Raw genomic sequence first — 25,448 nt, forward strand, 5'->3', positions numbered from 1 at the left:
CAAATTTTAGAATTTGCACTTGCAGATTCATAACAGCTTTGTGTGCTGGTATGGCTCAGTTGGTAGAGCGCACCCTTGGTAAGGGTGAGGTCCCCAGTTCGACTCTGGGTACTAGCACCATTCATTTTTTTAGCAACCATAGCGCAGCGGTACCACCTGATCCCATGCCGAACTCAGAAGTGAAACGTTGTAGCGCCGATGGTAGTGTGGGGTCTCCCCATGTGAGAGTAGGACATTGCTAAATACCTCTTTAAAACCCAGCCTTCGGCTGGGTTTTTTCATTTCTAGCTTTTCAATGTTTTTATTCCCCCTGATTATTCCTCATTATTTTTTATTTATTAAAATCACACCTCAATTTAATATCGATCGAGGTTATGGGATTTTACTTGCACCAATATTGTTTTTTCTATAGCTTTAACTAGATATCTAGACGGCTAAAGCCATTTTGGGGTAAGGAGAAAACCAAAGTGCCAATTAAAATACCGGATCGTTTACCAGCAACAGATATTTTAAGAAGTGAGAATATCTTTGTTATGACGGAAGCACGTGCTGCGAGTCAGGGTATTCGACCACTGAAAGTATTATTACTAAACTTGATGCCAAAGAAGATTGAGACTGAAACCCAGTTTTTACGCTTACTTTCTAATAGCCCATTACAAGTGGATGTTGAGTTATTACAGATTGATAACAGGCCGACAAAAAATACTCCTCAGGAACATTTAGATACGTTTTATCGTCAATTTGAAATGGTGAAAGATCGTAATTTTGATGGGTTGATTGTGACGGGAGCGCCACTAGGGTTAGTGCAGTTTGAAGATGTACTGTATTGGGAAGAAATTCAGCTGATCATGAATTGGGCTAAGGATCATGTGACCTCAACATTGTTTGTCTGCTGGGCTGCTCAAGCAGGATTGAAGTTGTTGTATGATTTGCCTAAGCGTACACGTAAAGAAAAACTGTCTGGGGTTTATCATCATCGTATTCATGATTGCCATCACCCGGTGTTGCGTGGTTTTGATGATACCTTTTTTGCCCCCCATTCTCGTTATGCTGATTTTTCTGCAGATTATCTAAGTACACATACTGACTTAGATATTTTAGCGACATCTGATCTAGCCGGTGTTTATTTAGCGGCGACTAAAGATAAGCGTAATGTCTTTGTTACGGGTCATCCTGAATATGATGTCGATACACTCCATCATGAATTTGTTCGTGATAGTGAGCAAGGGATGGAGCCAACGATTCCTGTAAATTACTATCCTAATGATGATGTTAATAGCGTACCTGTTGCGAGTTGGCGTAGTCATGGTCATTTACTTTTTAGTAATTGGCTTAATTATTGTGTTTACCAACAGACACCTTATGATTTGGCGCATTTTTCAGAAGCCAGTTTTACCAAAGATTAATAAAAAGGCCAGCTTAGTTAGCTGGCCTTTTTATTATTTATGAGTGAGGCAGAAATTAATGTTTATTCTGTTTTTCCCATAGTTTGGCTTTTTCAATTAATGCGGTAATTGTTGAACCTTGAATCAATATAGAGAAAACTACCACTGAGTAGGTCATGACAAGGATGATTTCTCTGACATCAATATCTTTTGCTGGAATAACGATCACTCCCGCAGGTACCGCCATGGCCATTGCGAGTGCTAAACCACCACGTAACCCTCCCCACGTAAGGATCTTAACTGACATTGGGTTATATTGACGGTAATGGCTAAAGCCAATATAAGGCAGTTTTACGCTTAAATAACGGCTTAGTAATACCAATGGAATTGCGATTGCCATTAATATCCAGTCCTCTTGGTGAAAACTGAATTCAAGCATGGTCATACCAATAAGTAAGAATAATAGACCGTTTAGGAACTCATCAACTAATTCCCAGAAGTGATCAAGGTGCTCTTCACTTTCTTTTGAAAAGCCAATATAGCGCGTCCAGTTGCCGATCATAATGCCAGAGACAACCATGGCGAGTGGGCCTGATACATGGATAATTTCGGCAAAAGCATAACCAGCCGTTGGAATACCAATGGTTAATAATAATTCCATTGAGTGGTCGTTAGTCGAGCAGATAAGGTAATGGAAGATTAAACCTAAAATGAAACCATAAACAATGCCGCCTATCGCTTCTTGTAAGAATAATTGCGTCACGCTTAAGACTGTTGGCGTTTGATTACCAAAAGCGACGGTAAATAGAGTTACGAAGATAACTAAACCAAAACCATCATTAAATAATGACTCACCTTCGATTTGAGTCGAGATTCGGCGAGGGGCGTTCATCTTTTTAACAATAGCAAGTACGGCAATGGGGTCGGTTGGTGAGATCAGTGAGCCAAATAATAAACAGTAAATAAGATCAAGTTGGATCCCTAGTAACTGACAAATACCCCATAAGCTAAAGCCAATAAAAAAGGTTGAAAAGAGTGTGGAACCTAAAGCTAAGGTAGTGATTTCCCATTTTTGCTCTTTGAGGTGTGGCAATTTAATACCAAGCCCACCTGCAAAGAGCAAAAATCCTAAAATCCCTTTTAACAAAAAGTCTTCAAAGTTGATTTTTCCCATCTGGGTTGAAGCAATATCTTCAAGATGAAACCAGCCATTATGGCCTGCAAAAATAATAAGTAGCGATAAGATAAGAGAACCAGCCGTAATGGCGATGGTGGTTTGCATCTTACCTATCTTACTGTTTATAAAAGCTATAAGCATTGCTGCTGCAGCTAGGAAGCAGAGGGTGTTGTAAACCGACATGCAAAACCTCTAGATTAAATTATTGAGTAGATTTAATGGTTTGTGATAGTAAAACCATCAGTTAGTAATGGCTATCGTTAATTAACTTATTTTGCCATTGTACATGTTTGGACGTCTAGATTCCTATTTGAATTGTGATAGGATGTTATCAAGCTGTAATGGATTATAAGGATATAATGTAGTGTTAAAAGACAAGGATGTACTGCATAAGCGACTTGAACAGCAGATTTTGATCATTGATGGTGGCATGGGCACCATGATTCAAAGTTATAAGCTCGACGAGCAAGATTATCGAGGCCAACGATTTAGTGATTGGCATGCTGATCTTAAAGGTAATAATGATCTATTAGTTTTAACTCAGCCGCAATTAATTAAAGATATTCATCTTGAGTACCTTGAAGCTGGCGCTGATATTTTAGAAACCAACACCTTTAACGCGACCACCATTGCAATGGCTGACTATGATATGGAAAGCCTCAGTGCCGACATTAATTTTGCCGCAGCAACGCTTGCTCGTGAGGCAGCAGATGAATGGACGGCACAAACCCCGAATAAACCCCGTTTTGTGGCTGGAGTTCTAGGACCAACGAACCGTACTTGTTCTATTTCTCCTGATGTGAATGATCCTGGGTTTCGAAATGTCACTTTTGATGAGTTGGTGATTGCTTATAGCGAGTCTACCCACGCGTTAATCAAAGGTGGCGTCGATATTATTTTGATTGAAACCATTTTTGATACTCTGAATGCCAAAGCCTGTGCTTTTGCGGTCACGGGGGTTTTTGAAGAGCTTGGTTATGAGCTTCCTGTGATGATTTCAGGCACCATTACTGATGCCTCTGGGCGTACGCTTTCTGGTCAAACGACTGAAGCTTTCTATAATTCTTTGCGTCATGTAAAGCCGATTTCCTTTGGCTTAAATTGCGCCCTCGGCCCTGATGAATTACGCCAATATGTGGCTGAGTTATCACGTATTTCTGAATGTGCAGTATCAGCCCACCCAAATGCCGGATTGCCTAACGCATTTGGTGAGTATGATCTTGAAGCCGCTGAAATGGCTGAGCATATTAAAGAATGGGCGCAACAAGGCTTTTTAAATTTAGTTGGCGGATGTTGTGGTACTACTCCTGAACATATTCGACAGATGTATCAAGTTACCAAGAATATTAAACCTCGCGTGTTACCTGAAATTAAAGTTGCGTGTCGATTATCGGGGTTAGAGCCGCTGACTATTGAAGCTGAAAGTTTATTTGTTAATGTTGGTGAGCGGACAAATGTCACCGGATCTGCACGTTTTAAGCGTTTAATTAAAGATGAACTTTATGATGAAGCATTAGACGTTGCTCGTCAGCAAGTAGAATCTGGCGCGCAAATTATTGATATCAACATGGATGAAGGCATGTTGGATGCGCAGGCGGCAATGGTGCGCTTTCTTAATTTGTGTGCAACAGAGCCAGATATAGCCAAAGTGCCAATCATGGTTGATTCCTCGAAGTGGGAGATTATTGAAGCTGGACTTAAATGTGTTCAGGGCAAACCGATTGTTAACTCTATTTCACTCAAAGAAGGCAAAGAGAACTTTATTGCGCAAGCTAAGTTGCTACGTCGTTATGGCGCAGCAGTGATTGTAATGGCATTTGATGAAGTGGGTCAGGCTGATACTCGTGAGCGTAAAATTGAAATCTGTACTAATGCTTATCATATATTGGTCGATGAAGTGGGTTTTCCTGCTGAAGATATTATTTTTGATCCCAATATTTTTGCGATTGCGACCGGCATTGAAGAACATAATAATTATGCGGTTGATTTTATTGAAGCTATTGCTGAGATTAAACGTACCTTACCCCATGCGATGATTTCTGGTGGCGTGTCTAATGTGTCGTTTTCATTTCGAGGTAATAACCCTGTTCGAGAAGCGATCCATGCGGTGTTTTTATATTACTGCTTTAAAAATGGCATGGATATGGGGATCGTTAATGCGGGTCAGTTAGCGATTTATGATGATCTGTCTGATGAATTGCGTAATGCGGTTGAAGATGTAGTGCTTAATCGTCGTGATGATAGTACTGATCGCCTACTCGATATCGCCGCTAATTATCGTGATAGTGGTGCCGTTGAAGAAGATCGTACCCTGCAAGAGTGGCGCAGTTGGCCAGTTGATAAACGATTAGAGCACGCTTTAGTTAAAGGGATCACTGAATTTATTGTTGAAGATACTGAACTGGCTCGAGTGAATGCGGATAAGCCATTAGAAGTGATTGAAGGTCCTTTGATGGCGGGGATGAATGTCGTTGGTGACTTGTTTGGTGAAGGTAAGATGTTTTTACCTCAAGTCGTTAAATCTGCTCGTGTTATGAAACAAGCCGTTGCCCATTTAGAGCCGTATATTAATGCGGAAAAGCAAGCCGGATATACTAACGGTAAGATTTTATTAGCCACGGTAAAAGGTGATGTACACGATATTGGTAAGAATATTGTTGGGGTGGTACTTCAATGTAATAACTATGAAATTATCGACTTAGGTGTCATGGTTTCATGCGATAAAATTTTGCAGGTCGCTCAAGAACGGAATGTTGATATTATTGGATTGAGTGGTTTGATCACCCCTTCGCTTGATGAAATGGTCTATGTGGCTAAAGAAATGCAGCGTCGAGGTTTTGAGGTGCCGTTACTGATTGGCGGTGCTACTACCTCAAAAGCACATACCGCAGTAAAAATTGAACAAAATTATCAACAGCCAGTGGTGTATGTCTCTAATGCCTCGCGGGCGGTTGGCGTTTGCTCTGCGTTATTGTCTGAACAACAAAAACCTGCATTTGTAGAGCGCTTAGCTGCTGAATATGATGTTGTACGTGAACAATATGCGCGTAAAAAACCACGAACACCACCGATCACACTTGATCAAGCTCGAGCGAATGCTGTCGCCCTTGATTGGGTTAATTACACGCCGCCAGCGCCTAAAAAAGCTGGCGTGCATACCTTTACTGATTTTCCGGTTGCTAAATTACGTCAATATATCGATTGGACGCCATTTTTTATGACTTGGTCATTAAGTGGAAAATATCCAACCATTTTACGCCATGAAGTGGTGGGGGTTGAAGCGACTAAGTTGTTTGAAGATGCAAATCAGATCCTCGATGATATTGAACGCACAGGCATGATCAAAGCCAATGGCGTCTGTGGTTTATTCCCTGCAAATAATATTGGTGATGATATTGAAGTTTACACGGATGAAACGCGCACAGAAGTATTAACGGTACTGCATGGCTTACGCCAACAAACCAAGAAGCCCAAAGGTCCCAATTATTGTTTATCAGATTACATTGCCCCGAAAGGGAGTGGTAAAGCGGACTGGATTGGTGCGTTCGCCGTGACAGGTGGTATTGGTGAGTATGATATTGCTGATCAGTTTAAAGCGCAGGGTGATGATTATAACGCGATCATGGTTCAAGCGGTGGCGGATCGATTAGCAGAAGCGTTTGCTGAATGTATGCACCAAATAGTACGTAAACAAATTTGGGGCTATGCAGCGGATGAAGATCTTAGTAATGATGATTTGATCCGTGAAAAGTATCAGGGTATTCGTCCCGCTCCTGGCTATGCCGCCTGTCCTGAACATACCGAAAAAGGGGCGATTTGGCAGTTATTGGATGCAGAAGCCAATACAGGAATGGTGTTGACCGAGAGCTATGCGATGTGGCCGGGTGCTGCGGTATCAGGTTGGTATTTTTCACATCCAGATGCGCGTTATTTTGCGGTCGCGCAGATCCAACATGATCAGTTGGAAAGTTATGCTGATCGCAAAGGTTGGGATTTAATTGAAGCTGAAAAGTGGTTAGGGCCTAATTTGTCATAAAATTATTAGGTTAAAATAAATAAGGCGCAAACGTTGCGCCTTTTTTGGGTCTTTTTTCTTGTTGGTGCTGATAGTGGTTATTCTAAAAGTTGCTGATGCAGTGTTGTTATGACAGATTTAGCATCGGCTTCATTGACTAAAAAACACAGATTATGAGGACTAGCACCATAACAAATAAGACGTAAATTATACGCATCAAGAGCACCAAAGATATGCTTAGCGGAGCCTTTACTGTCACTCATATGATTCCCTATCAATGCCACTAACGACAAACCTTGTTCAATATCGACGCGGCATAATTGATTGAGCTGTTCAACGGCGGCTAAGGGTAAGGTCGGTGCACCGCCGCCAGTATCGGTTTGATCAAGGGTTAATGAAACGCTAACTTCGGAGGTGGTAATTAAATCGACTGAGATTTTATGTTCTGCCAAAATACGAAATACTTCGGCTAAAAAACCATAAGCTTGAAACATATTGAGACTAGTTAAAGTCACTAAGGTTTGATTGCCACGTAACGCCAATGCTCGAAATAGTGGTGCTTGTTCAACGGTTTTTCTGATCCATGTTCCACCTTGTTGCGGTGCTATTGATGAGCCAATAAAGACGGGGATCTGGTGGCGAATAGCGGGAACCAGTGTTGATGGATGGAGGATCTTGGCACCAAAATTAGCCATTTCAGAGGCTTCACTAAAACTGATTTCTTTAATGGGTTTTGCTGCTGCGGTAATGCGAGGATCAGTGGTGTACATTCCCGGAACATCAGTCCAGATCTCTAGTGTGGTCGCATCAACAGCTTCTGCAATTAGTGCAGCACTATAATCACTTCCACCTCGGCCAAGAGTGGTGGTATTACCAAATTCATCACGACCTATAAAGCCTTGTGACACCGCAATCTGGGTATCGACGAGTGGCACCAAATATTGTTGAGCTAATTGACGAATAAGATCTGGCTGTGGAATCGCTTTACCAAACTGGGTGTCGGTACGCATTACATCACGAATATCAAATCGAATCGCAGCGGCATTCATCTCAACTAAAATTTGGTTAAAGAGGTAGGTTGATAATAGCTCGCCATGACTGACTAATTTATCCGTGAGTTGGGGGGATGATGCAATTGCTGCTTGTGCAGAAGCTGAGGCTATATCATCGAATAATGCGTAAATAGCATCACTGACCGTGTGTGGGTGCTGTAGTTGATTCAGTATCTGTTGGTGAGTATCAGTTAATTGCTGTAAATGTTGCTGGCGTAGCGTGATATCACTAATGCCATTAGCTAAGGCGACCAGTAAATTAGTTACGCCTGAACAAGCACTTATTAATACTATTTTGGTGTGTGGATTGGCAATAACAATATTTGCACTGCGGCACATTGCTGCATAATCGGCAACACTGGTGCCACCAAATTTAGCCACAATTAATGGATTTGTTGTCGCGGTCGGAATCATGCTCATTACGGTGTTCTCCCTTTTGTTGTCAATCGTGCAAGGTCGGCTTTTGTTTCGGAAGAATTCCCGACGTCCATTGTCGAGGAGATAATAGGCAGTCACGCACCTCTTCTGTAGTGAATAATCACTGTTGTCATTGAATAGGAAATCGCCCTTAGTTGTCAATTGTTAAATGATGATTTATTTAAGGTTACTAAAAAGTATGTATTTATGACGGGTTTTTGGGTTATTACTTGCGGCTTTTGTGTTGCTCTAATACTCTGTAGTGACCACTATCGTGCTATCACCTTATTGATAATAATCATGATTTAATGGAGTTGAATCTATGTCTATCACCAGTTTTATACCACCCCAAAGAACACTTATGGGACCGGGTCCTTCTGATATCTATCCGCAAGTATTACAAGCCCTAAGTCGGCCGACAATTGGCCATCTTGATCCATTGTTTATTAAAATGATGGATGAGCTTAAACAACTGCTGCAATACGCTTTTCAAACTAAAAATACGTTTACGATTGCAGTATCAGCACCGGGCAGTGCTGGCATGGAAGCGTGTTTTGTTAATTTAGTTGAGGCGGGTGATAAGGTCTTAGTTTGCCGTAATGGTGTCTTTGGTGACCGCATGCGAGAGAACGTTGAACGCTGTGGTGGCATCGCAATCATGGTTGATAATGCATGGGGGGAGCCCGTCTCGCCAGTTTTAGTTGAGCAAGCATTACACGCCGATCCTGAGATTAAAATTGTCGCGTTTGTACATGCAGAAACGTCAACGGGCGCGCTATCTGATGCTAAAACTTTGGCTGAAATTGCGCGAAAGTATGGCTGTTTAACCATTGTCGATGCCGTGACTTCATTAGGTGGTGTACCTTTACTGGTGGATGAATGGCAACTGGATGCGGTTTATTCGGGCAGTCAAAAATGCTTATCTTGTGTGCCAGGATTGTCGCCACTGACGTTTTCCGAGCAAGCAATTGCTAAAATTCAACAACGTAAAACACCAGTCCAAAGTTGGTTTTTGGATCAAAGTTTAGTGCTGGGTTATTGGAGTGGTGAAGGTAAGCGTAGCTATCACCATACCGCGCCCGTCAATAGCTTATATGCATTACATGAAGCATTAGTGTTGTTACACAATGAAGGTTTAGAGCAAGCATGGCAGCGACATCACCGAGCGCATCTTGAATTAAAAACAGGACTTGAAGCGCTAGGGATTCAATTTGTGGTTGAAGAGGCGTATCGACTGCCACAGCTTAATGCGGTGTATATTCCTGAAGGTATCGATGATGCCGCGGTAAGATCGACCTTATTAGAACGCTATAATCTTGAGATTGGTGCGGGATTAGGCACACTCGCAGGTAAAGCATGGCGTATTGGATTAATGGGCTATGCTGCGCGCAGTGAAAACGTTGCTTTGTGTCTGAAAGCTCTTGAAAGCACGTTAAAATAAATAGAGTGATGAACCATCAATGGCCATTGTAATAGCCATTGATGGTTAGCTGTGATTACTTCGCTGATGAAGTTGTAGTTGCGTCGCTAAGCTGAGTGAGACTTGGAAATAATTGTTGTGCTTCATGTGTCACTTGGGCTGCTTGATCGGTATTACCTTGTGCTGTGTACGCAAGTATTAGGTTTTCAAATAATGCGGGACGAGGCCAATGCTGTGCTTTTTGGTTTGCCCATTGAATATATTCAGTAATTAACTGAGGTTTTTCGGTTGCAATACCTAATTGTAGTTGAGTTAAATGAAGATCCCATTCAAAACGATTTTGCCACGCCCATGGATTATTCACTTTAATTAAATAATCAATATTAACCGGTCGTGTTGTTTCAAATTTGGTGAGTAACCAACCTGAATATAATGTTGTTAGCATAAAGCCAGTGATAATTATGGGGGTAATAATGGCAAAAACTTTGATGCTTAAAGTATATGTTACTTGTCGGCGGTGATATTTTGCAGTGAGATTATCGACCCAAAAAATTAAGATGATAAATATTAGCCAATGTACCAAAGAATGGTAGAACGGGTATTCAAGTTGGGTATGCAGCACGATAGGGAAAAACAAGCCAGTTAATGCTAATTGAGTTCCATTAGGGGCTCTTCTTATCTTTATAAAAACAGCAAATGCCGCTAATAATAAACCGATTAACGGTATAATACCGCCCTCTACTGCCCAATATAATAGTTCATTGTGAGGATGATCTAAGCTTGGGATCCCCGCTGGTTGATGTGCGGGATCTTGTTGATGCCATAGTGCTGTTTGGGTGATATATGCGATTTCAAATTTACCATAGCCATAGCCCGTTAATGGTTTAGTAGTAAACATCTCATAGGCTTGTGGAAAATGGATTTCTCGAGGGCTTTCTAATGAGACACTTTCTCCTCTTGGTGACCAATGTTCAGTTGATGCGATATTCCATGCAAAACATAGCCCTAATGCAATCATTAATAGCCATAAGCGTTGAGTTTGTTTAGCGGCAAAACGACGTAAATATGGCAGCATTAGCAGTAGGCCAATGATTGCACCTAACCATCCTGTACGCGAATTTAATACGACAATAATGGGAATGGTAAGAACTGGAGTGATAAGTAAGGTGATATGTTGCCATGACCATTTACCACGATATAACGGTACTCGTGCTAATAGATAAGTACTAATCACTAGTCCTGTGGCTAAAAAGCTTGCCATTACATTAGGTTGTTGGAATATTCCATAAGGGCGGTTGGCAATGACGTTATAGCCAATAGGGTTCTTTGCTGGGATCCAAAGATATTGATACCATGCAAAAATAGCTTCAATTAAAACGCCAATTAAAATAAACCACAGTAAACGTTGGCGCTGTTGATGGGTAAAAACAAATTGTTGCAAACTCACAAAGAAAAGAAATCCTGCCCACAAAGTAAATAAGCGATTAAACGCAGCCTCTGCATCAGCATTAGGGTAAAAAACGGGAAGTGTGAGTAGTATACAGCAGCCAAATAGTAGTAACGTTAGCCGAGAGTAACGCCATATTTGTTGACGGTAAATTTCGAGTAAGCCCAAAGATATAGCAAAGCTAAATGGGATCCATACTGCGGCATTAAATGAGAGTTCAAGCCCTGAACCACCGGGATTATGTTGAAAGTAATGCATTGCAACAATAAAAATAATTCCTATTGTTGCAAGGAAATAGGGTACCAAAGGTTTAGAAATCCGTTTTTGTTCTAATTTGGTACCTTTAAGTTGTAACACTGTCATGGTTGTTCCTGAGTATGAATAAGCAAACAGGCTGAATAAAATCAGCCTGTTGATACATGTTAAAGCATTTTTATCTGTTAACTTAGCAACGGTTTGAGGAACCTTGCTGTATGTGAGCCTTTTACTTTGGCTACATCTTCAGGTGTACCTATCGCTATAATTTCACCACCACCATTACCGCCTTCCGGACCGAGATCAATTACCCAGTCTGCGGTTTTTATTACATCGAGATTATGTTCGATAACAACGATGGTATTACCACGATCACGTAGCTTATGTAGTACTGTTAGCAGTTGCTGAATATCATGGAAGTGTAAGCCTGTTGTGGGTTCATCTAAAATATACAAGGTCTGACCTGTGTCACGTTTAGATAACTCTTTAGCCAGTTTAACCCGTTGTGCTTCACCACCCGATAAGGTTGTAGCTGCTTGTCCTAGACGAATATACGATAAACCGACATCGATTAATGTTTTCAATTTTCGCGCAATTGCTGGAACAGGTTCAAAAAACTGATGCGCATCCTCAACGGTTAGCTGTAAAACTTCATCAATACTTTTTCCTTTGTAACGTACCTCTAAGGTTTCACGATTGTAGCGTTTACCTTTACACGCATCGCATGGTACATAAACGTCAGGTAAAAAGTGCATTTCAACTTTGATAACGCCATCACCTTGGCACGCTTCACAGCGTCCACCGCGAACATTAAAGCTAAAGCGCCCAGGTTTATAACCTCGAGATCGGGATTCTTGAGTACCCGCAAAGAGTTCACGAATAGGCGTAAAAATACCCGTATAAGTGGCGGGGTTTGAACGTGGTGTGCGGCCAATCGGGCTTTGATCAATGTCGATCACTTTATCAAAATGTTCTAAATCTTGAATTTCTTTATAAGGTGCAGGTGTACCCGTTGTTGCGCCATTGAGTCGCTGGTGGGCGATCTTAAAGAAAGTATCATTGATCAAGGTTGATTTACCTGATCCCGAAACACCCGTAATGCAGGTAAATAATCCAACAGGAATTTCGACATTAACATCTTTAAGGTTATTACCGCTGGCCCCTAAAAGTTTAACTGTTTTTTCAGGATCAAAAGGTACGCGTTGTGCTGGAATAGCGATTGATTTTTTACCACTAAGATATTGACCAGTTAACGATTTTTTTGATTTTAAAATATCTTTAATCGTGCCTTCGGCAATAATTTCACCGCCATGTACACCTGCGCCAGGACCGATATCAATCACATAGTCAGCGGCACGAATGGCATCTTCATCATGCTCAACCACAATCACGGTATTACCAAGATCACGTAAATGGATCAGGGTTTTAAGTAATCGTTCGTTGTCACGCTGGTGGAGACCAATCGAAGGTTCATCAAGTACATACATGACTCCCATTAAACCAGCGCCAATTTGACTTGCGAGTCGAATACGCTGCGCTTCACCACCTGAAAGGGTCTCGGCACTACGAGAAATACTTAAATAATTTAAGCCGACATTGATTAAGAAGCTTAAACGTTGATTGATTTCTTTGAGTATTTTAGCGGCAATTTGAGCTCGTTGGCCTGTTAATTTTAATTGATCAAAGAAAGTAAATGCGTCATTGATACTCATGTCGCAGATATGAGGAAGGTTAGTTTCACCAATAAAAACGTGACGTGCTTCTTGACGTAACCGTGAACCATGGCAGCTTGAACATGGTTTTTTTGATACAAATTTAGCCAGTTCTTCACGGACAGAGTTAGATTCTGTTTCGTGATAACGGCGTTCCATATTATTTAAAATACCTTCAAACGGATGCCGACGAACGGTAATGTCACCGCGATCATTAATATATTTAAATTCAATATCTGTGGTGCCAGATCCACTTAGGATCAAGGTTTGAATTTTTTTAGGTAAGGTATTGAAAGGTGCTTCAACATCAAATTTGAAATGCTCAGCTAATGATTTGAGCATTTGGAAATAGTAAAAATTACGTTTATCCCAGCCGCGAATAGCACCGCCAGCTAAACTGAGTTGGTCATTTTGCACCACGCGCTCAGGATCAAAATATTGTTGAACGCCTAAGCCATCACAGGTGCCACAAGCCCCCGCAGGGTTATTAAACGAAAATAATCGCGGCTCAAGTTCTTGCATACTGTAGCCACAATGTGGGCAAGCAAAGTTAGCTGAAAAAACCTGTTCTGGTGCCTCGCCAGCAATCATGGGTGCAATAATCACTGTACCGCCTGAAAGTTCGAGTGCGGTTTCAAATGATTCGGCTAAACGTAATTGCAGATCATCACGGACTTTAAGACGATCAACGACAACTTCAATAGTGTGTTTTTTCTGAAGTTCTAATGTCGGTGGATCTGATAGGTCACACACTTCGCCATCAATACGCGCACGAATATAACCTTGGGCGGCAAGGTTGGCGAGGGTTTTTACATGTTCGCCTTTGCGCTCTTTTACGATGGGAGCGAGCAACATTAATTTGCTGCCTTCGTCCATAGCGAGTACTTGATCGACCATTTGGCTAACGGTTTGTGCGGCCAGAGGAACGTTATGAGTCGGGCAGCGAGGTTCGCCTACACGAGCATAGAGTAAACGTAAATAGTCATAAATTTCGGTAATAGTGCCGACAGTAGAACGAGGATTATGTGACGTTGATTTTTGTTCAATCGAGATGGCTGGTGATAAACCTTCAATATGATCAACATCAGGCTTTTCCATTAACGATAAAAATTGGCGAGCATAAGCTGACAGTGATTCGACATAGCGGCGTTGACCTTCAGCATATAAGGTATCGAAGGCTAACGATGATTTTCCCGAACCCGATAAGCCCGTGATAACAACGAGCTTGTCGCGAGGAATGGAAATATTGATATTTTTGAGATTATGGGTGCGTGCACCCTGTACTTCGATGTAATCCATACCCATCACTATTGTTTTACTTGATTGTTAGTGAGTAGTATTTCATAGCCGCTTTTAATGAGCAAAAGATACTGAATAAAAACACAGCGGTAAAAATCCCACTATCAGTAAGCGGGATTGTTTGACGTTTTAGTTTGCTTACTTCTTGCTGGTTTGCTGTTGTGCTAACTTAGAAGCTTGATCTTTTTTATAAATATTTTCATAGCAGTAGTTGGTTGCTTCGATGTAGCCATCAACGCTACCACAGTCAAAACGTTTACCTTTAAATTTGTATGCTAATACACAACCAGATTGTGCTTGTTTTAGTAGAGCATCAGTGATTTGGATCTCACCGCCTTTACCTGGCTCTGTGTCTTCGATGATATCAAAAATATCAGGCGTTAGAATGTAACGACCGATAATAGCAAGGTTGCTTGGTGCTGTACCTGGTTCTGGTTTCTCTACCATGTTATCAACTCGGAAGAGATCATCACGGATCATTTGACCTGCGATCACACCGTATTTATGGGTATCTTCTGCTGGGACTTCTTCAACCGCAACGATTGAACAACGGAATTGCTTATAAAGTGCCGCCATTTGAGCGAGTACACCTTGATCTTCGTTTACACAAAGGTCATCAGCAAGTACCACTGCAAATGGTTCGTTACCTACTAACTCACGGCCCACAAGGATCGCGTGGCCTAAGCCTTTCATTTCACCTTGACGAATGTAAGTGAAGTGCGCTGAATCAATCACGCGACGGATATCAAATAAAAGCTCTTCTTTATTAGTACCGCTAATTTGATGTTCTAGTTCGTAGTTTTTATCAAAGTGATCCATCAAGGTATTTTTACCACGACCAGTAACGATACACATACCATTCATACCAGCTTGAATTGCTTCTTCAACACCATATTCAATCAGAGGTTTATTTACGATAGGCATCATCTCTTTTGGCATTGATTTTGTTGCAGGAAGAAAACGGGTGCCGTAGCCAGCTGCTGGAAATAGACATTTCTTGATCATAGTGTTTCCTAGATTTCATGTAATTGATAATGTATTGAATGCAGATTGAAATATATCTACTTATTTCGTTAGCGAGAATTAACAAAAAAATAGTCGTTATTGTTTTGTTAACTCATAAAGAAAATTATGCACAATGTTAGAGATTTTAAACGATAAATCAACTGAATATCATTGTCGAACTCGCAAATTATAAGTGTCATATAAATGATAGCTTTATGCTTCCAATTACGGTTACGAGACTAGGATATAGACTTCGATTATGTTTTTATGATCACCCATATAGCATTTTACATGGGTGATTGTGTGACCTGACATATTTTGGCGCTATGCCTTAGCCTTGCTGACATGATAAACTGTAAGATTAAGTATAAACTTACATTAAGCGGCTATTAACACCCAGTACCGTCGCTATCAGCTTTGGAGTGAACTATGGCCAGTCGTGGCGTAAATAAAGTTATCCTAATCGGTAACTTAGGAAATGATCCAGAAATTCGTTACATGCCTAGCGGTGGTGCAGTAGCTAATATTACTATTGCAACCTCTGAATCTTGGCGTGATAAAGCTACCGGTGAGCAGCGTGAAAAAACAGAATGGCACCGTGTAGCATTGTTTGGAAAATTAGCAGAAGTCGCTGGTGAATACTTACGTAAAGGCTCACAAGTGTACATTGAAGGCCAATTACAAACACGTAAGTGGCAGAATCAGCAAGGCCAAGATCAATACACAACTGAAGTTGTTGTTCAAGGTTTTAATGGTGTGATGCAAATGCTAGGTAGCCGTAATGGTGGCCAAGGTGCACCAATGGGTGGTCAGCAACAACAGCAAAATCAAGGTAACTGGGGTCAGCCTCAACAACCTGCTGCTGCGCCACAGCAAAATTATGCACCACAGCAACCAAAGCCGTCACAACAGCAAGCACCTCAGCAGTCGGCTCCACAGCAGCCACAGCAGCAATATAATGAACCACCAATGGATTTTGACGACGATATTCCATTCTAGGACTCATATAAAATAAAAGTGTAAGAATAAACGCTTTTAATTACCAAATTAAACATTAACCCAGCAGAAATGCTGGGTTTTTTTGTGTCAAAAATATCAGACCTACGTTAGAATATTCTTTCTCTCATTATTTATCTTGTTATATTTATGAAATATTTAGATATCGTTATTACATTATTATTGTCTTTATTACTAACACTAGGTGTTGGATACGAGAATAAAATAATAATAGTGGCTGGATGCTTATTTTTAGCATTGATTTTTTTATCAGCTAAACGTTGGTTTAAATGGGTTTTCATATTCCCCATTGGATTGGTTGCTGTATTATACTTCCAGTCGGGTTATATTTATGGACATCCAAATATCGGTATTATTGCATCCTTATTTGAAACAGACAAACGCGAAAGTATTGAATTCTTATTAGCTATTCCAATAAAGATATGGATCCTTAATATGATTTTATTGGTAACGTTTATTTATTATTTAATACGGGTTGAATTTATATTTAAATGGAGTAAGACTGCTTTTCTATTTGGATGTGTATGCTTTTATTTTTCATCACTAAGTTTATTTATATCCCATTGCTATACCAGTACTGAACACTACATTATTCAAATAAAGGCACTAAAAGAAAGTATTCATCAAACAGCTAATTGGACTATTTTAAAGGCTAAACCAAAATATAAAATTTATGTATTAATTATTGGTGAAAGCATGCGTAAAGATTATATGTCGAGTTATGGTTATCCACTGAATACCACACCTTTTTTAGCAACAACTCCGGGTATATTTGTGAATGGCTATTTATCGACGGCATCTCATACTGCTGTTTCATTACCTCGAACATTAGGTGTCAGTCATGGCTTAGACTTGCATCCTGTTGATAATATTGTCACGTTAGCCAATGCAGCAAAAATGAAAACAATATGGTTATCAAATCAAGGGTTTATTGGTAAATATGATACGGCGGTCTCTGCAATAGCCGTTCATGCTTCAGAAAAAGAATTTTTAAAAAAAGGTAATTTTCTTACCAATAATACTAGTGATTATGCACTATTACCGTTATTTAAACAGGCATTAGCACAGCCTTATAATGGTTCCAAATTAATTGTGTTGCATATCATGGGATCCCATGAGAATTTTTGCGATCGGATAAAAAAGGATATTTATAGGTTAAAAGATAAAGACTTATCTTGTTATTTATCAACATATAACCAAACTGATACGATTATTAAAAAAGTTGTTAATGATTTAAAAGTAACCCAAGATAGTTATTCATTAATATACTTTTCTGATCATGGTTTAAATAATGTCAGCACTATCAAAGGAAAGACACAATTAGTGCATGGTGATTTGTATAAACAAAATTATGAAGTACCATTAATTGAAATCGCCAGTGATATTCATCAGCATATAACGTTGAATAAGCACATTAGTGCATTTAATTTCATGTCTATTTTTTCTAATTGGATTGGGGTTAAAACAATACAGTTACCATCACTTAATGTTTATCAATTGCCAGAAAATAATAATATTCAAGTATTAAGTGGTAATAAAATGGTGTTATTTAGATCTTTGAAAAATGATCCTGATGAAATAATTAAACATGAAGGTGGTAATTATAAATATCAACCTTTTTAGGTTTTTTATTAGCAGATTCCATTATTGATGATTTTTGTTTGATAAATAATTTTGTTTTAACATGATGGTAATTTTATTATTAGGATAATAGGCATAAATTGCATTTATTGGTTGGCTTAATATTGATAAAACGTGTATTAATAAACCATTATCTAATTCACGTTTTATAGTTTGGCTACTGGTTAAAATGAGCCCCATACCAGCAACGGCTCCTGTAGCTAGTGCTTCTGGATGAGTAGTAATAAAAGCCGTTGATTATACTCAAAAACATGATCTTACTGATGATCTTGATCGTCAAATAATAGGTAATTATGTTGGCTGCGGTGATCCAGTCAATAAAGTATTATTCCTTTATTGTAATATTAATAATCGATTAACAGACCTAATGTAGCGTATGCTTAGCAAGGAAAAATGATTAACATTGTTTGATGATTACCTATTGATATTAATGGCATATGTAAAGTAAGGATGCTATGAGAAAAGCCTCAAGGATGAAGTTAACAAATCGCTTAGTTGCCTTTGTTACCATGATCGTGATTTGCGCGATTTTAGTTATTTTTATTGGTGGTGCATTGAGTTTTCGTAAACTCGGTCAAGATTCGTTAGTGCATTATCTAGATGGGGTAGTGACGGTTATTGATCAAGAGTTAGCTGATCCTCAAGGAGCCCAAGCCTTACCTCGCTGGCTACCGACATTATTGCAAGCCAGTAATGTGGTGACGTTAACTATTAATGATAGCAAGAAGCAATTATTTGATTTTAAAGGTAGTCAAATTGTTCCTGATCCTAATGTTATTTATCATCATCAATATCAACTGCCATCACACCCCGGTTATCAAGTAACGATTACTGCAATTCCTCTGTATAGTGAATTCACCTATTCTCTAGGCGCAATGTCTTCAATTTCATTAGCGATGTTGATTGTCATTTTAGGGTTAATACGTGGTGTTCATTGGTTGCGCACTCAACTTCATGGTTCTGAATTATTAGAAGAGCGTGGGCGGATGATTTTGGCTGGTCGAGTTGAGCAATATGCTGAAGGTAATGATTATGAATGGCCAGCAACAGCAAGTTTGGCTCTCGATCAATTAATTGGTGAGCTTAAAGATGCCCGTCAAGAACGCAGTCGGTTTGATACTTTTATTCGTACCCATACTTTTTTAGATCAATTAACAGGTACTGCGAATCGGGTGTTATTTGATAGTCGCTTGCAATCAATGGTGCAAGATCAAGATAGTCATGGTGCTGTTGTTTTATTGCGTTTAAGTGACTGGGACGAAATGTGTGCTCAGCAAGGAAGAAGTATTGCTGATGAGTTGTTACAAGACATTAGTGTGATCCTCTCTAATTTCATTCAGCGTTTTCCTGATACCGTCCTTGCACGATATTTTGACGCTGAGTTTGCAATCCTCATTCCTCAGCAACCCGCCAAAGAAATTAAAATATTTACCCATCAATTATTAAATGCGGTTGAACGTTTATCGCCGCCACCGCCAATGGAAAAAGATAATTGGTGTCATATTGGGGTGACATATTTTCATGGTGGCGATCGTCGTGGACGGATTATGGATGAAGTTGATACCGCTTTACGCAGTTCGCAATTACAGGGTGCCAACAGTTGGAATAGCTTTAACAAAGATCACCAATGGGATAAATCACGCGGCAATGTACGTTGGCGAACGTTGATTGATAAAACCTTAATTCAAGGTGGACCATTATTGTATCAGCAACCGATTATTATGGCTGAAAATGAACAGATAATGAGTTATGCCTTATTGGCTCGTATTCAAGATGATAATGGCGATATTATTAAAGCCTCACATTTTATGTCAGCCGTCGAACAAGTGGGTTATTCGGTGCGCTTTGATCGGGCGGTTATTACGCAAACCTTACTGTTACTCAAACAGCAATCGGCAGACAATAGTTATGCGGTTAACATTACCACCATTAGTTTACGTGACAAAAAATTTGTCAAATGGCTAAGAGACGAGTTATTACAATTGCCGCGGCCAGTATTGAATCGATTATTGTTTGAAGTATCAGAAAGCATGTTGGTTAAGCATCTTGATACGATACGGCCAGTATTACGTGTACTGACAGGGCTTGGCTGTAAACTTATTGTTTCACAAGCAGGAAGAACGATAGTTAGCACTTACTATATTAAAGATATTAAAGCGGATTATATTAAATTACACCGTGGTTTAGTGCGAGATATTCATCAGCGTCAAGAGAATCAATTATTTGTTAGAAGTATGCTTGGAGCATGTGCAAACAGTGATGCAAAAGTAATTGCCGTTGGAGTAGAAACCAACAAGGAATGGCGAGTGTTACAACAGCTCGGTGTGGTTGCGGCACAAGGGCGACTTTTTGCAGCTGAAATTAGAATATAAGTAAAATTTATTATAAAAAACCTTATTACTTATAGGTGACGATTGTGCTCGTGACTATTTTTTAAAAAGGGTTTTATGATGTATTATGCTCCGTAATGTCTGAAGTCTAATCAATTTTATTATTAAATAATATCATACTAAAGTATGTTTATTTCTAGGTACATATGAAACAACGTCTTCTTAAGTTTTTTAAAAAAAATGCGTCTAAATCTGTCGCATCTCTTGTTTTTGAGGATACGACGGTTGTTCTTGTTCTGCAGAATCATGACCATTTCATTGTTGATCGCACTGCGGTATCGACCACTTCTGATTGGAATAATGCCGCACATGATTTAATTATTAAGCACCAATTATCTGGTTATCTAGTAAAAATAGTATTAGGTCATGGGTCATATCAGAGTTTAATTATTGATCAGCCTAATTTAAGTGCTGAAGAATTACCTATCGCCTTACCGTTTTTAATAAAAGACTTAGTTAATGATTCTCCTGCTGATCTGATCGCTGATGGTTTTCCTGCCATTGTCAGTGGGCATTTGCAGGTTATTGTTGCTTCTCGACAATTAATTACCGATATAATACTAACGTGTAATAATGCTGGATGTCACGTTAATGATATCACTGTTGAAGATGTGGTTTGGAGTGCTTTTACAGAGGCGAACCGTAGCCAGTTAATTATTCATAGTGATGAGAGTGGTGATCTTCAATTAACTGCTTTTCATGAGCAAAACCTCTGTTTTCAACGTCAATTGCGTGGGGTTTCATTATCAACATTAGATACTTCAATAGTAGAAAATCGCCAACAGCAACTGGATAACTTAGCGTTAGAATTGCAGCGTTCATTAGATTATATTAGTGCCCAATTACGTGGCGATGCTATTAATCAATTGATCGTTAGTTGTAATAAACAACAAAATGAAAAATTAGCCGATGAATTAAATCAGCGTCTAAATATTAATGTCAAAGTGATTGATGATGTTGCTATCGATATTGACTGTAATGTATCTCGACTTGGTTGGGCTGCTTTACAGCGCTCTTCTAACTCAGCCTTAAACTTATATCGAGATAGTTTATTACCGCTTAAAGAGTGGATGACACTTTCTAATCTTGCTATGAGTTGGGGGATACTCATTGTTATTTTTATGGGGTGGTTCGGTTTTAATCAATGGCAAAATATGGAGCAACAAAAACAACTGGATCACCAGCAATCAGTATTGACGGTAGAGAAAAATCAGCTTCATTTGATGACAGATAAAATTGCCTCGATGGTGGTTGATCCTCTTAAAGCATCACAAGCTAAAAAATTAGAGACTGAATTAATTACAAAAAAAAATGCTTTAAAAGCGATTTACAAACATGATGACAGTTTAAAAGTTGGTTATGCAGAGTTATTAAATCAATTAGCTGATGCGTCTAATGGTGATATTTCATTACAGCATATTTATGTTGCAGGTAAATTGATGGATTTAAATGGTATGGCACGTAATCCTGACGCTGTTCCACGCTGGGTTGGAGTATTTAATCGTTATTCATCGTTAATGAATAGGCGTTTCCAAAAAATGTCACTAGGACGAAATGATAAAAATGTGGTGACATTTAGTTTACAAGCCGTAAAGAACCAACATGTAATTGAGGATCTTCATTAATGGACTTGTGGCGAGAATTAAATCAGCGTTTTTTAACTTTGTCTCGTCGAGAGCAATGGCTAATTGCTATTACGGGATGGGTTGCAATTATATTCATTGGCTTTATGTTGGTTATTCAGCCTCAGATGGTTACATCTCAGAATATAAAAATGTCATTATTAAATGCAAATAATGATATTCAAACAGTAAAAAATGAAATAATTATAGCAAAAAGAAAATTAGCTATTAATCCGAATAAAGAACTTGAAACTAAAATAGAGAAATATAAACAACAAAATAATAGATTAGCAAAAAAACTTGAAACTAAAATAGGCAGTTTAGTTACACCGACGCAAATGACTAGATTACTAGAGCAGGTGTTACGACATAGTTCAGCATTAACGTTAGAATCTATGACATCATTGCCACCGCAGCAATTAATTCCTGGTAATGATGTGGGATATTTTATGCATCCCGTGAGTTTAACTTTCCGTGGTAGTTATTTTGATGTGGTTGATTATTTAAAAAAATTAGAAACTTTGCCTGTTAAGTATTATTGGTTAAGTTTGAATTATCAAGTTGAAAAATATCCCTTGGCTAATATTGAATTACAAGTTTATACATTAGGTGAGAATAAGGACTTTATCGGTGGTTAAATATAGAGCATTGATAATTATATTGGTAACTGGTTTTATTATGCAGCCGACATTTGCAGCACAAGATCCGACCGCGCCATTAGGATGGATAAATAATAATAAGGTACGTGTTATATCTCGATCCCAACTACCTATATTACAAAGTATCATTTGTGGCGGTGAACATTGTTCCGTTATTTTGAATGGAATCGTTGTTGGTTTAGGTGGAAGCGTTCAAGGATATAAATTAACACATATTACTGATAATACCGTTACCTTAAGTCGTAATGGTAAAAAATGGCAATTGGCGTTATTCGCTGAAAACATAAGAATAAATTAAAGGTTAAATAAGTATGCGTCGAGTCATTTTAGCTATTATGATTTCATCATTAGTTGGTTGTTCAACTAATATGGGACACCATAATCCAACAGATATAAAACAAGCATTAAATAATGCAGTTAATGAGTCAAGCAGTCAGCCTCAGTTTACGTTACCGCCATCAGTAAGTGCTGATTTGATGCCTGCATTAGCCAATACCCCCGTATCTAATAAAGTGTTAGATAAACGTTTTCGTATTAATGCTAAAAATGTTGATGCCAATGTGTTTTTTACGAGTTTAGTTAAAGGGACACCTTTTAATATTGTTATTGATCCTAATGTCACAGGTCTAATTACGATGAAATTAAAAGATGTTACTTTAGATAATGTTTTAGATGTCGTTTCAGATATTTATGGCTATCACATTACTCGTCAAGGAAATATCATTCAAGTTTTCCCCGCATCATTACGTACCGATGTTATACCGGTTAACTATTTACAGTTACAACGTAAAGGTGTGTCACTCACATCGATTACTACTGGGTCCGCGACGGGTGATGATAGTAGTAATAGCAACAATAGCAATAATAGTGATAACAACAATAGCAACAATAATAGTGATAACAATAATAACAGCAGTAATAGTAATAATGATAATAATACCACTACCGGTGGGACAACAATTGAAACGACGTCTAAGAGTGATTTTTGGGGTCAATTAGAAAAAGTTGTGAGTGGAATGATCGGTAAAGGGGATGGTCGTAATGTTATGGTCTCACCTCAAGCCGGATTAATTTCAGTTCGCGCTTATCCCAATGAACTTCGAGAAGTTAAACAATTTCTTGGTATGTCGCAAGCAAGATTAACACGTCAAGTTGTCTTAGAAGCAAAAATTATGGAAGTTACACTTGATGATAGTTATCAACAAGGGATTGATTGGAATAATTTAACCAGTAGTCTCGGCGGCTCTGTTGGCGCTATTGTAAAAGGTGCTCGCGGTGCCGTTGCTAGTATCGTTAATGGCCAAGCCAATATAACGATCACTGACGGTAATTTTAATGCTGTGATGAGTTTTCTTTCCACTCAAGGTGATTTGAATGTGTTATCTAGCCCTCGCGTGACGGCAGCAAATAACCAAAAAGCAGTTATTAAAGTGGGTGGTGACGAATATTTTGTTACCAACATTTCAAGTAGTAATGTTTCTGGGGATAATAGTAGTTCAGCTCCAGATATTCAATTAACCCCTTTCTTCTCTGGTATTTCTCTTGATGTTACACCTCAAATTGATGATAAAGGCGGCGTATTATTACATGTACATCCCGTTGTCGTTGATGTGAAAAATGACGTTAAAAGTGTCGATTTAGGCGAAAAATATGGTACTTATCAATTGCCATTAGCAAAGAGTACTATTCGAGAATCAGACTCTATTATTCATGCTCGTTCTGGAGATGTTGTTGTTATTGGTGGTTTGATGAAAACGAGCTATAGCGATCAAGTGACTAAGGTGCCATTGCTGGGTGATATCCCTGTTCTAGGTAATTTATTCCGTCATACCAATAGAGTGAAACATAAAACAGAATTAGTTATTTTATTAAAACCGACAGTGGTTACTGATCATACTTGGCAGCAAGAAATTGAGCGATCTCGATCTTTAATTAATCAGTGGTTTCCAGATGAAGCTTAGGTCGTCATTCTTCGGTTTCTTTTATAGAAATCTATAACTTTGTTTGCTCATCAAAAAGGTCTTGCCTGTTGCTAGTTATCAACGGTTAGACCTTATTAATAAAAAAAGAAACTGTGATGAAAATAAAAAACTTTACTCGAAAGAGAAAATTAATATCGTTATATGGTGTTATTTTTAGTTGTTTTAGCATGATGATTAGTACGGTAACAATGCCTGTCATGGCGGCAACTGATGTAATTGATTCACCAGTTATCACTGATCATGATGAGCAAAGTGTTTATGATGATGGATATAATAATGGTTATGAACAAGGCTTAGCGGAAGAGCATCAAAAACAAAAAAAAGTATCACGGCCGATTAAAAGTGAATTGTCGATTGAGACCGTATCATTAACACCCAATGAATTGGCAAATGTTGAATATCTCAATGCAGAAAAAGCCTTAGATCAGCAAAATAGTAAACAAGCTGCCTTAAATCTTGAATCAGCATTGTATTATCGACCTCACTGGGTGATGGCACGACAAAAATTAGCCGCCTTATATTATGGAAGAGGTAATGTACAGGAAGCGATAGCGACGCTTGAACGTGGATTAGCCGCCCAGCCAAATCAAGTTGATTTACGGTTAACATTGGCCAAATTATTAATTAATGAATCACAGTTGCAGGCAGCATTAACGGTGCTGAATGAGCGAAGTGGTCACATGAGCATCCAGTATCTTGCCATGCGTGGTGCACTGGCTCAGCAGCTAAAACATCATAATATCGCCCTTGCTTGTTACCAGCAATTAATTCAGCGAGCACCTAATGACGGTCGTTGGTGGATGGGCTTAGCCATTGTCCAAGAACAAACTAAAGCTATCAATAAAGCGTTAACGTCTTACCACAAGGCGTTAGTTGTAGGAAATATATCATCTTCTTCTCAATTGTTTATTCAACAACGGTTGAATGCAATTAAACAGCAACATAAGGAGTAA

General features: G+C 39.0%; 16 protein-coding genes, 1 tRNA gene and 1 rRNA gene. 13 read left to right on the top strand and 5 right to left on the bottom strand.

Annotated features, from left to right (window positions below):
- The first annotated feature begins 44 nt into the window (after positions 1-44).
- The 3 genes from GLP24_RS11560 (at position 45) to metA (ending at position 1,406) form a co-directional block, all read left to right on the top strand.
- Positions 45-120 (top strand) — tRNA-Thr (locus GLP24_RS11560).
- Positions 121-128: 8 nt separating this feature from the next.
- A 5S ribosomal RNA gene (rrf, locus tag GLP24_RS11565) occupies positions 129-244 on the top strand.
- A gap of 223 nt (positions 245-467) precedes the next feature.
- Positions 468-1,406 (top strand): homoserine O-acetyltransferase MetA, encoded by a 939-nt coding sequence (metA, locus tag GLP24_RS11570; RefSeq protein WP_232616042.1) that lies wholly within the window; start codon positions 468-470, stop codon positions 1,404-1,406.
- A 55-nt stretch (positions 1,407-1,461) separates the two neighbouring features.
- Here the strand turns inward: metA and GLP24_RS11575 are convergent, their stop codons facing one another.
- Positions 1,462-2,745, bottom strand: coding sequence for a cation:proton antiporter (locus GLP24_RS11575; RefSeq protein ID WP_101768466.1), 1,284 nt, complete (start codon positions 2,743-2,745; stop codon positions 1,462-1,464).
- A gap of 181 nt (positions 2,746-2,926) precedes the next feature.
- Here GLP24_RS11575 and metH point away from each other — a divergent pair, with 181 nt between their 5' ends.
- A complete protein-coding gene (gene metH, locus GLP24_RS11580) occupies positions 2,927-6,598 on the top strand; it encodes a methionine synthase (RefSeq protein ID WP_232616043.1) in 3,672 nt (1,223 codons plus the stop codon).
- 77 nt (positions 6,599-6,675) lie between these two features.
- Here the strand turns inward: metH and lysC are convergent, their stop codons facing one another.
- A complete protein-coding gene (gene lysC / locus GLP24_RS11585) occupies positions 6,676-8,043 on the bottom strand; it encodes a lysine-sensitive aspartokinase 3 (RefSeq protein ID WP_407951504.1) in 1,368 nt (455 codons plus the stop codon).
- A 325-nt stretch (positions 8,044-8,368) separates the two neighbouring features.
- Between lysC and GLP24_RS11590 the strand changes: the two genes are divergently transcribed.
- The gene (locus GLP24_RS11590; RefSeq protein WP_152653844.1) at positions 8,369-9,487 is read left to right on the top strand and encodes a pyridoxal-phosphate-dependent aminotransferase family protein; all 1,119 of its coding nucleotides are present in this window, start codon (positions 8,369-8,371) and stop codon (positions 9,485-9,487) included.
- A gap of 55 nt (positions 9,488-9,542) precedes the next feature.
- Here GLP24_RS11590 and GLP24_RS11595 read toward each other — a convergent pair whose 3' ends face one another.
- From GLP24_RS11595 to galU, 3 genes are all read right to left on the bottom strand, one after another.
- Complete coding sequence (locus GLP24_RS11595; RefSeq protein ID WP_232616045.1) at positions 9,543-11,276, bottom strand: PglL family O-oligosaccharyltransferase; 1,734 nt, start codon at positions 11,274-11,276, stop codon at positions 9,543-9,545.
- 77 nt (positions 11,277-11,353) lie between these two features.
- Positions 11,354-14,179: an excinuclease ABC subunit UvrA gene (gene uvrA / locus GLP24_RS11600; protein ID WP_232616046.1), complete on the bottom strand. Its 2,826-nt coding sequence runs from the start codon at positions 14,177-14,179 to the stop codon at positions 11,354-11,356.
- A gap of 138 nt (positions 14,180-14,317) precedes the next feature.
- Positions 14,318-15,184 carry a UTP--glucose-1-phosphate uridylyltransferase GalU gene (gene galU / locus GLP24_RS11605; RefSeq protein WP_101768472.1) on the bottom strand — a complete coding sequence of 289 codons (867 nt, stop codon included), beginning with the start codon at positions 15,182-15,184 and terminating at the stop codon, positions 14,318-14,320.
- Positions 15,185-15,613: 429 nt separating this feature from the next.
- On the opposite strand from galU, the gene GLP24_RS11610 reads away from it, so the two are divergent.
- From GLP24_RS11610 to GLP24_RS11645, 8 genes are all read left to right on the top strand, one after another.
- Positions 15,614-16,183: a single-stranded DNA-binding protein gene (locus GLP24_RS11610; RefSeq protein ID WP_101768473.1), complete on the top strand. Its 570-nt coding sequence runs from the start codon at positions 15,614-15,616 to the stop codon at positions 16,181-16,183.
- 147 nt (positions 16,184-16,330) lie between these two features.
- Positions 16,331-17,824: a phosphoethanolamine transferase gene (locus tag GLP24_RS11615; protein WP_232616047.1), complete on the top strand. Its 1,494-nt coding sequence runs from the start codon at positions 16,331-16,333 to the stop codon at positions 17,822-17,824.
- 473 nt (positions 17,825-18,297) lie between these two features.
- Positions 18,298-20,214 carry an RNase E specificity factor CsrD gene (gene csrD / locus GLP24_RS11620; protein ID WP_232576090.1) on the top strand — a complete coding sequence of 639 codons (1,917 nt, stop codon included), beginning with the start codon at positions 18,298-18,300 and terminating at the stop codon, positions 20,212-20,214.
- Positions 20,215-20,378: 164 nt separating this feature from the next.
- Complete coding sequence (locus GLP24_RS11625; RefSeq protein ID WP_232614558.1) at positions 20,379-21,857, top strand: MSHA biogenesis protein MshI; 1,479 nt, start codon at positions 20,379-20,381, stop codon at positions 21,855-21,857.
- The gene (gene gspM / locus GLP24_RS11630; RefSeq protein WP_232577847.1) at positions 21,857-22,492 is read left to right on the top strand and encodes a type II secretion system protein GspM; all 636 of its coding nucleotides are present in this window, start codon (positions 21,857-21,859) and stop codon (positions 22,490-22,492) included. Before GLP24_RS11625 ends, gspM begins: the two co-directional genes overlap by 1 nt.
- A gap of 40 nt (positions 22,493-22,532) precedes the next feature.
- Positions 22,533-22,811, top strand: a complete 279-nt coding sequence (locus GLP24_RS11635) for an MSHA biogenesis protein MshK (RefSeq protein WP_152653852.1) — start codon at positions 22,533-22,535, stop codon at positions 22,809-22,811.
- Between the two features lie 13 nt (positions 22,812-22,824).
- Entirely contained in the window at positions 22,825-24,474 is a 1,650-nt protein-coding gene (gene mshL, locus GLP24_RS11640) for a pilus (MSHA type) biogenesis protein MshL (RefSeq protein WP_232616048.1), read from the top strand.
- Positions 24,475-24,662: 188 nt separating this feature from the next.
- Positions 24,663-25,448, top strand: coding sequence for a tetratricopeptide repeat protein (locus GLP24_RS11645; protein ID WP_232600271.1), 786 nt, complete (start codon positions 24,663-24,665; stop codon positions 25,446-25,448).

This window comes from Photobacterium carnosum (assembly GCF_021236965.1).
Taxonomy (GTDB): Bacteria; Pseudomonadota; Gammaproteobacteria; order Enterobacterales; family Vibrionaceae; genus Photobacterium; species Photobacterium carnosum.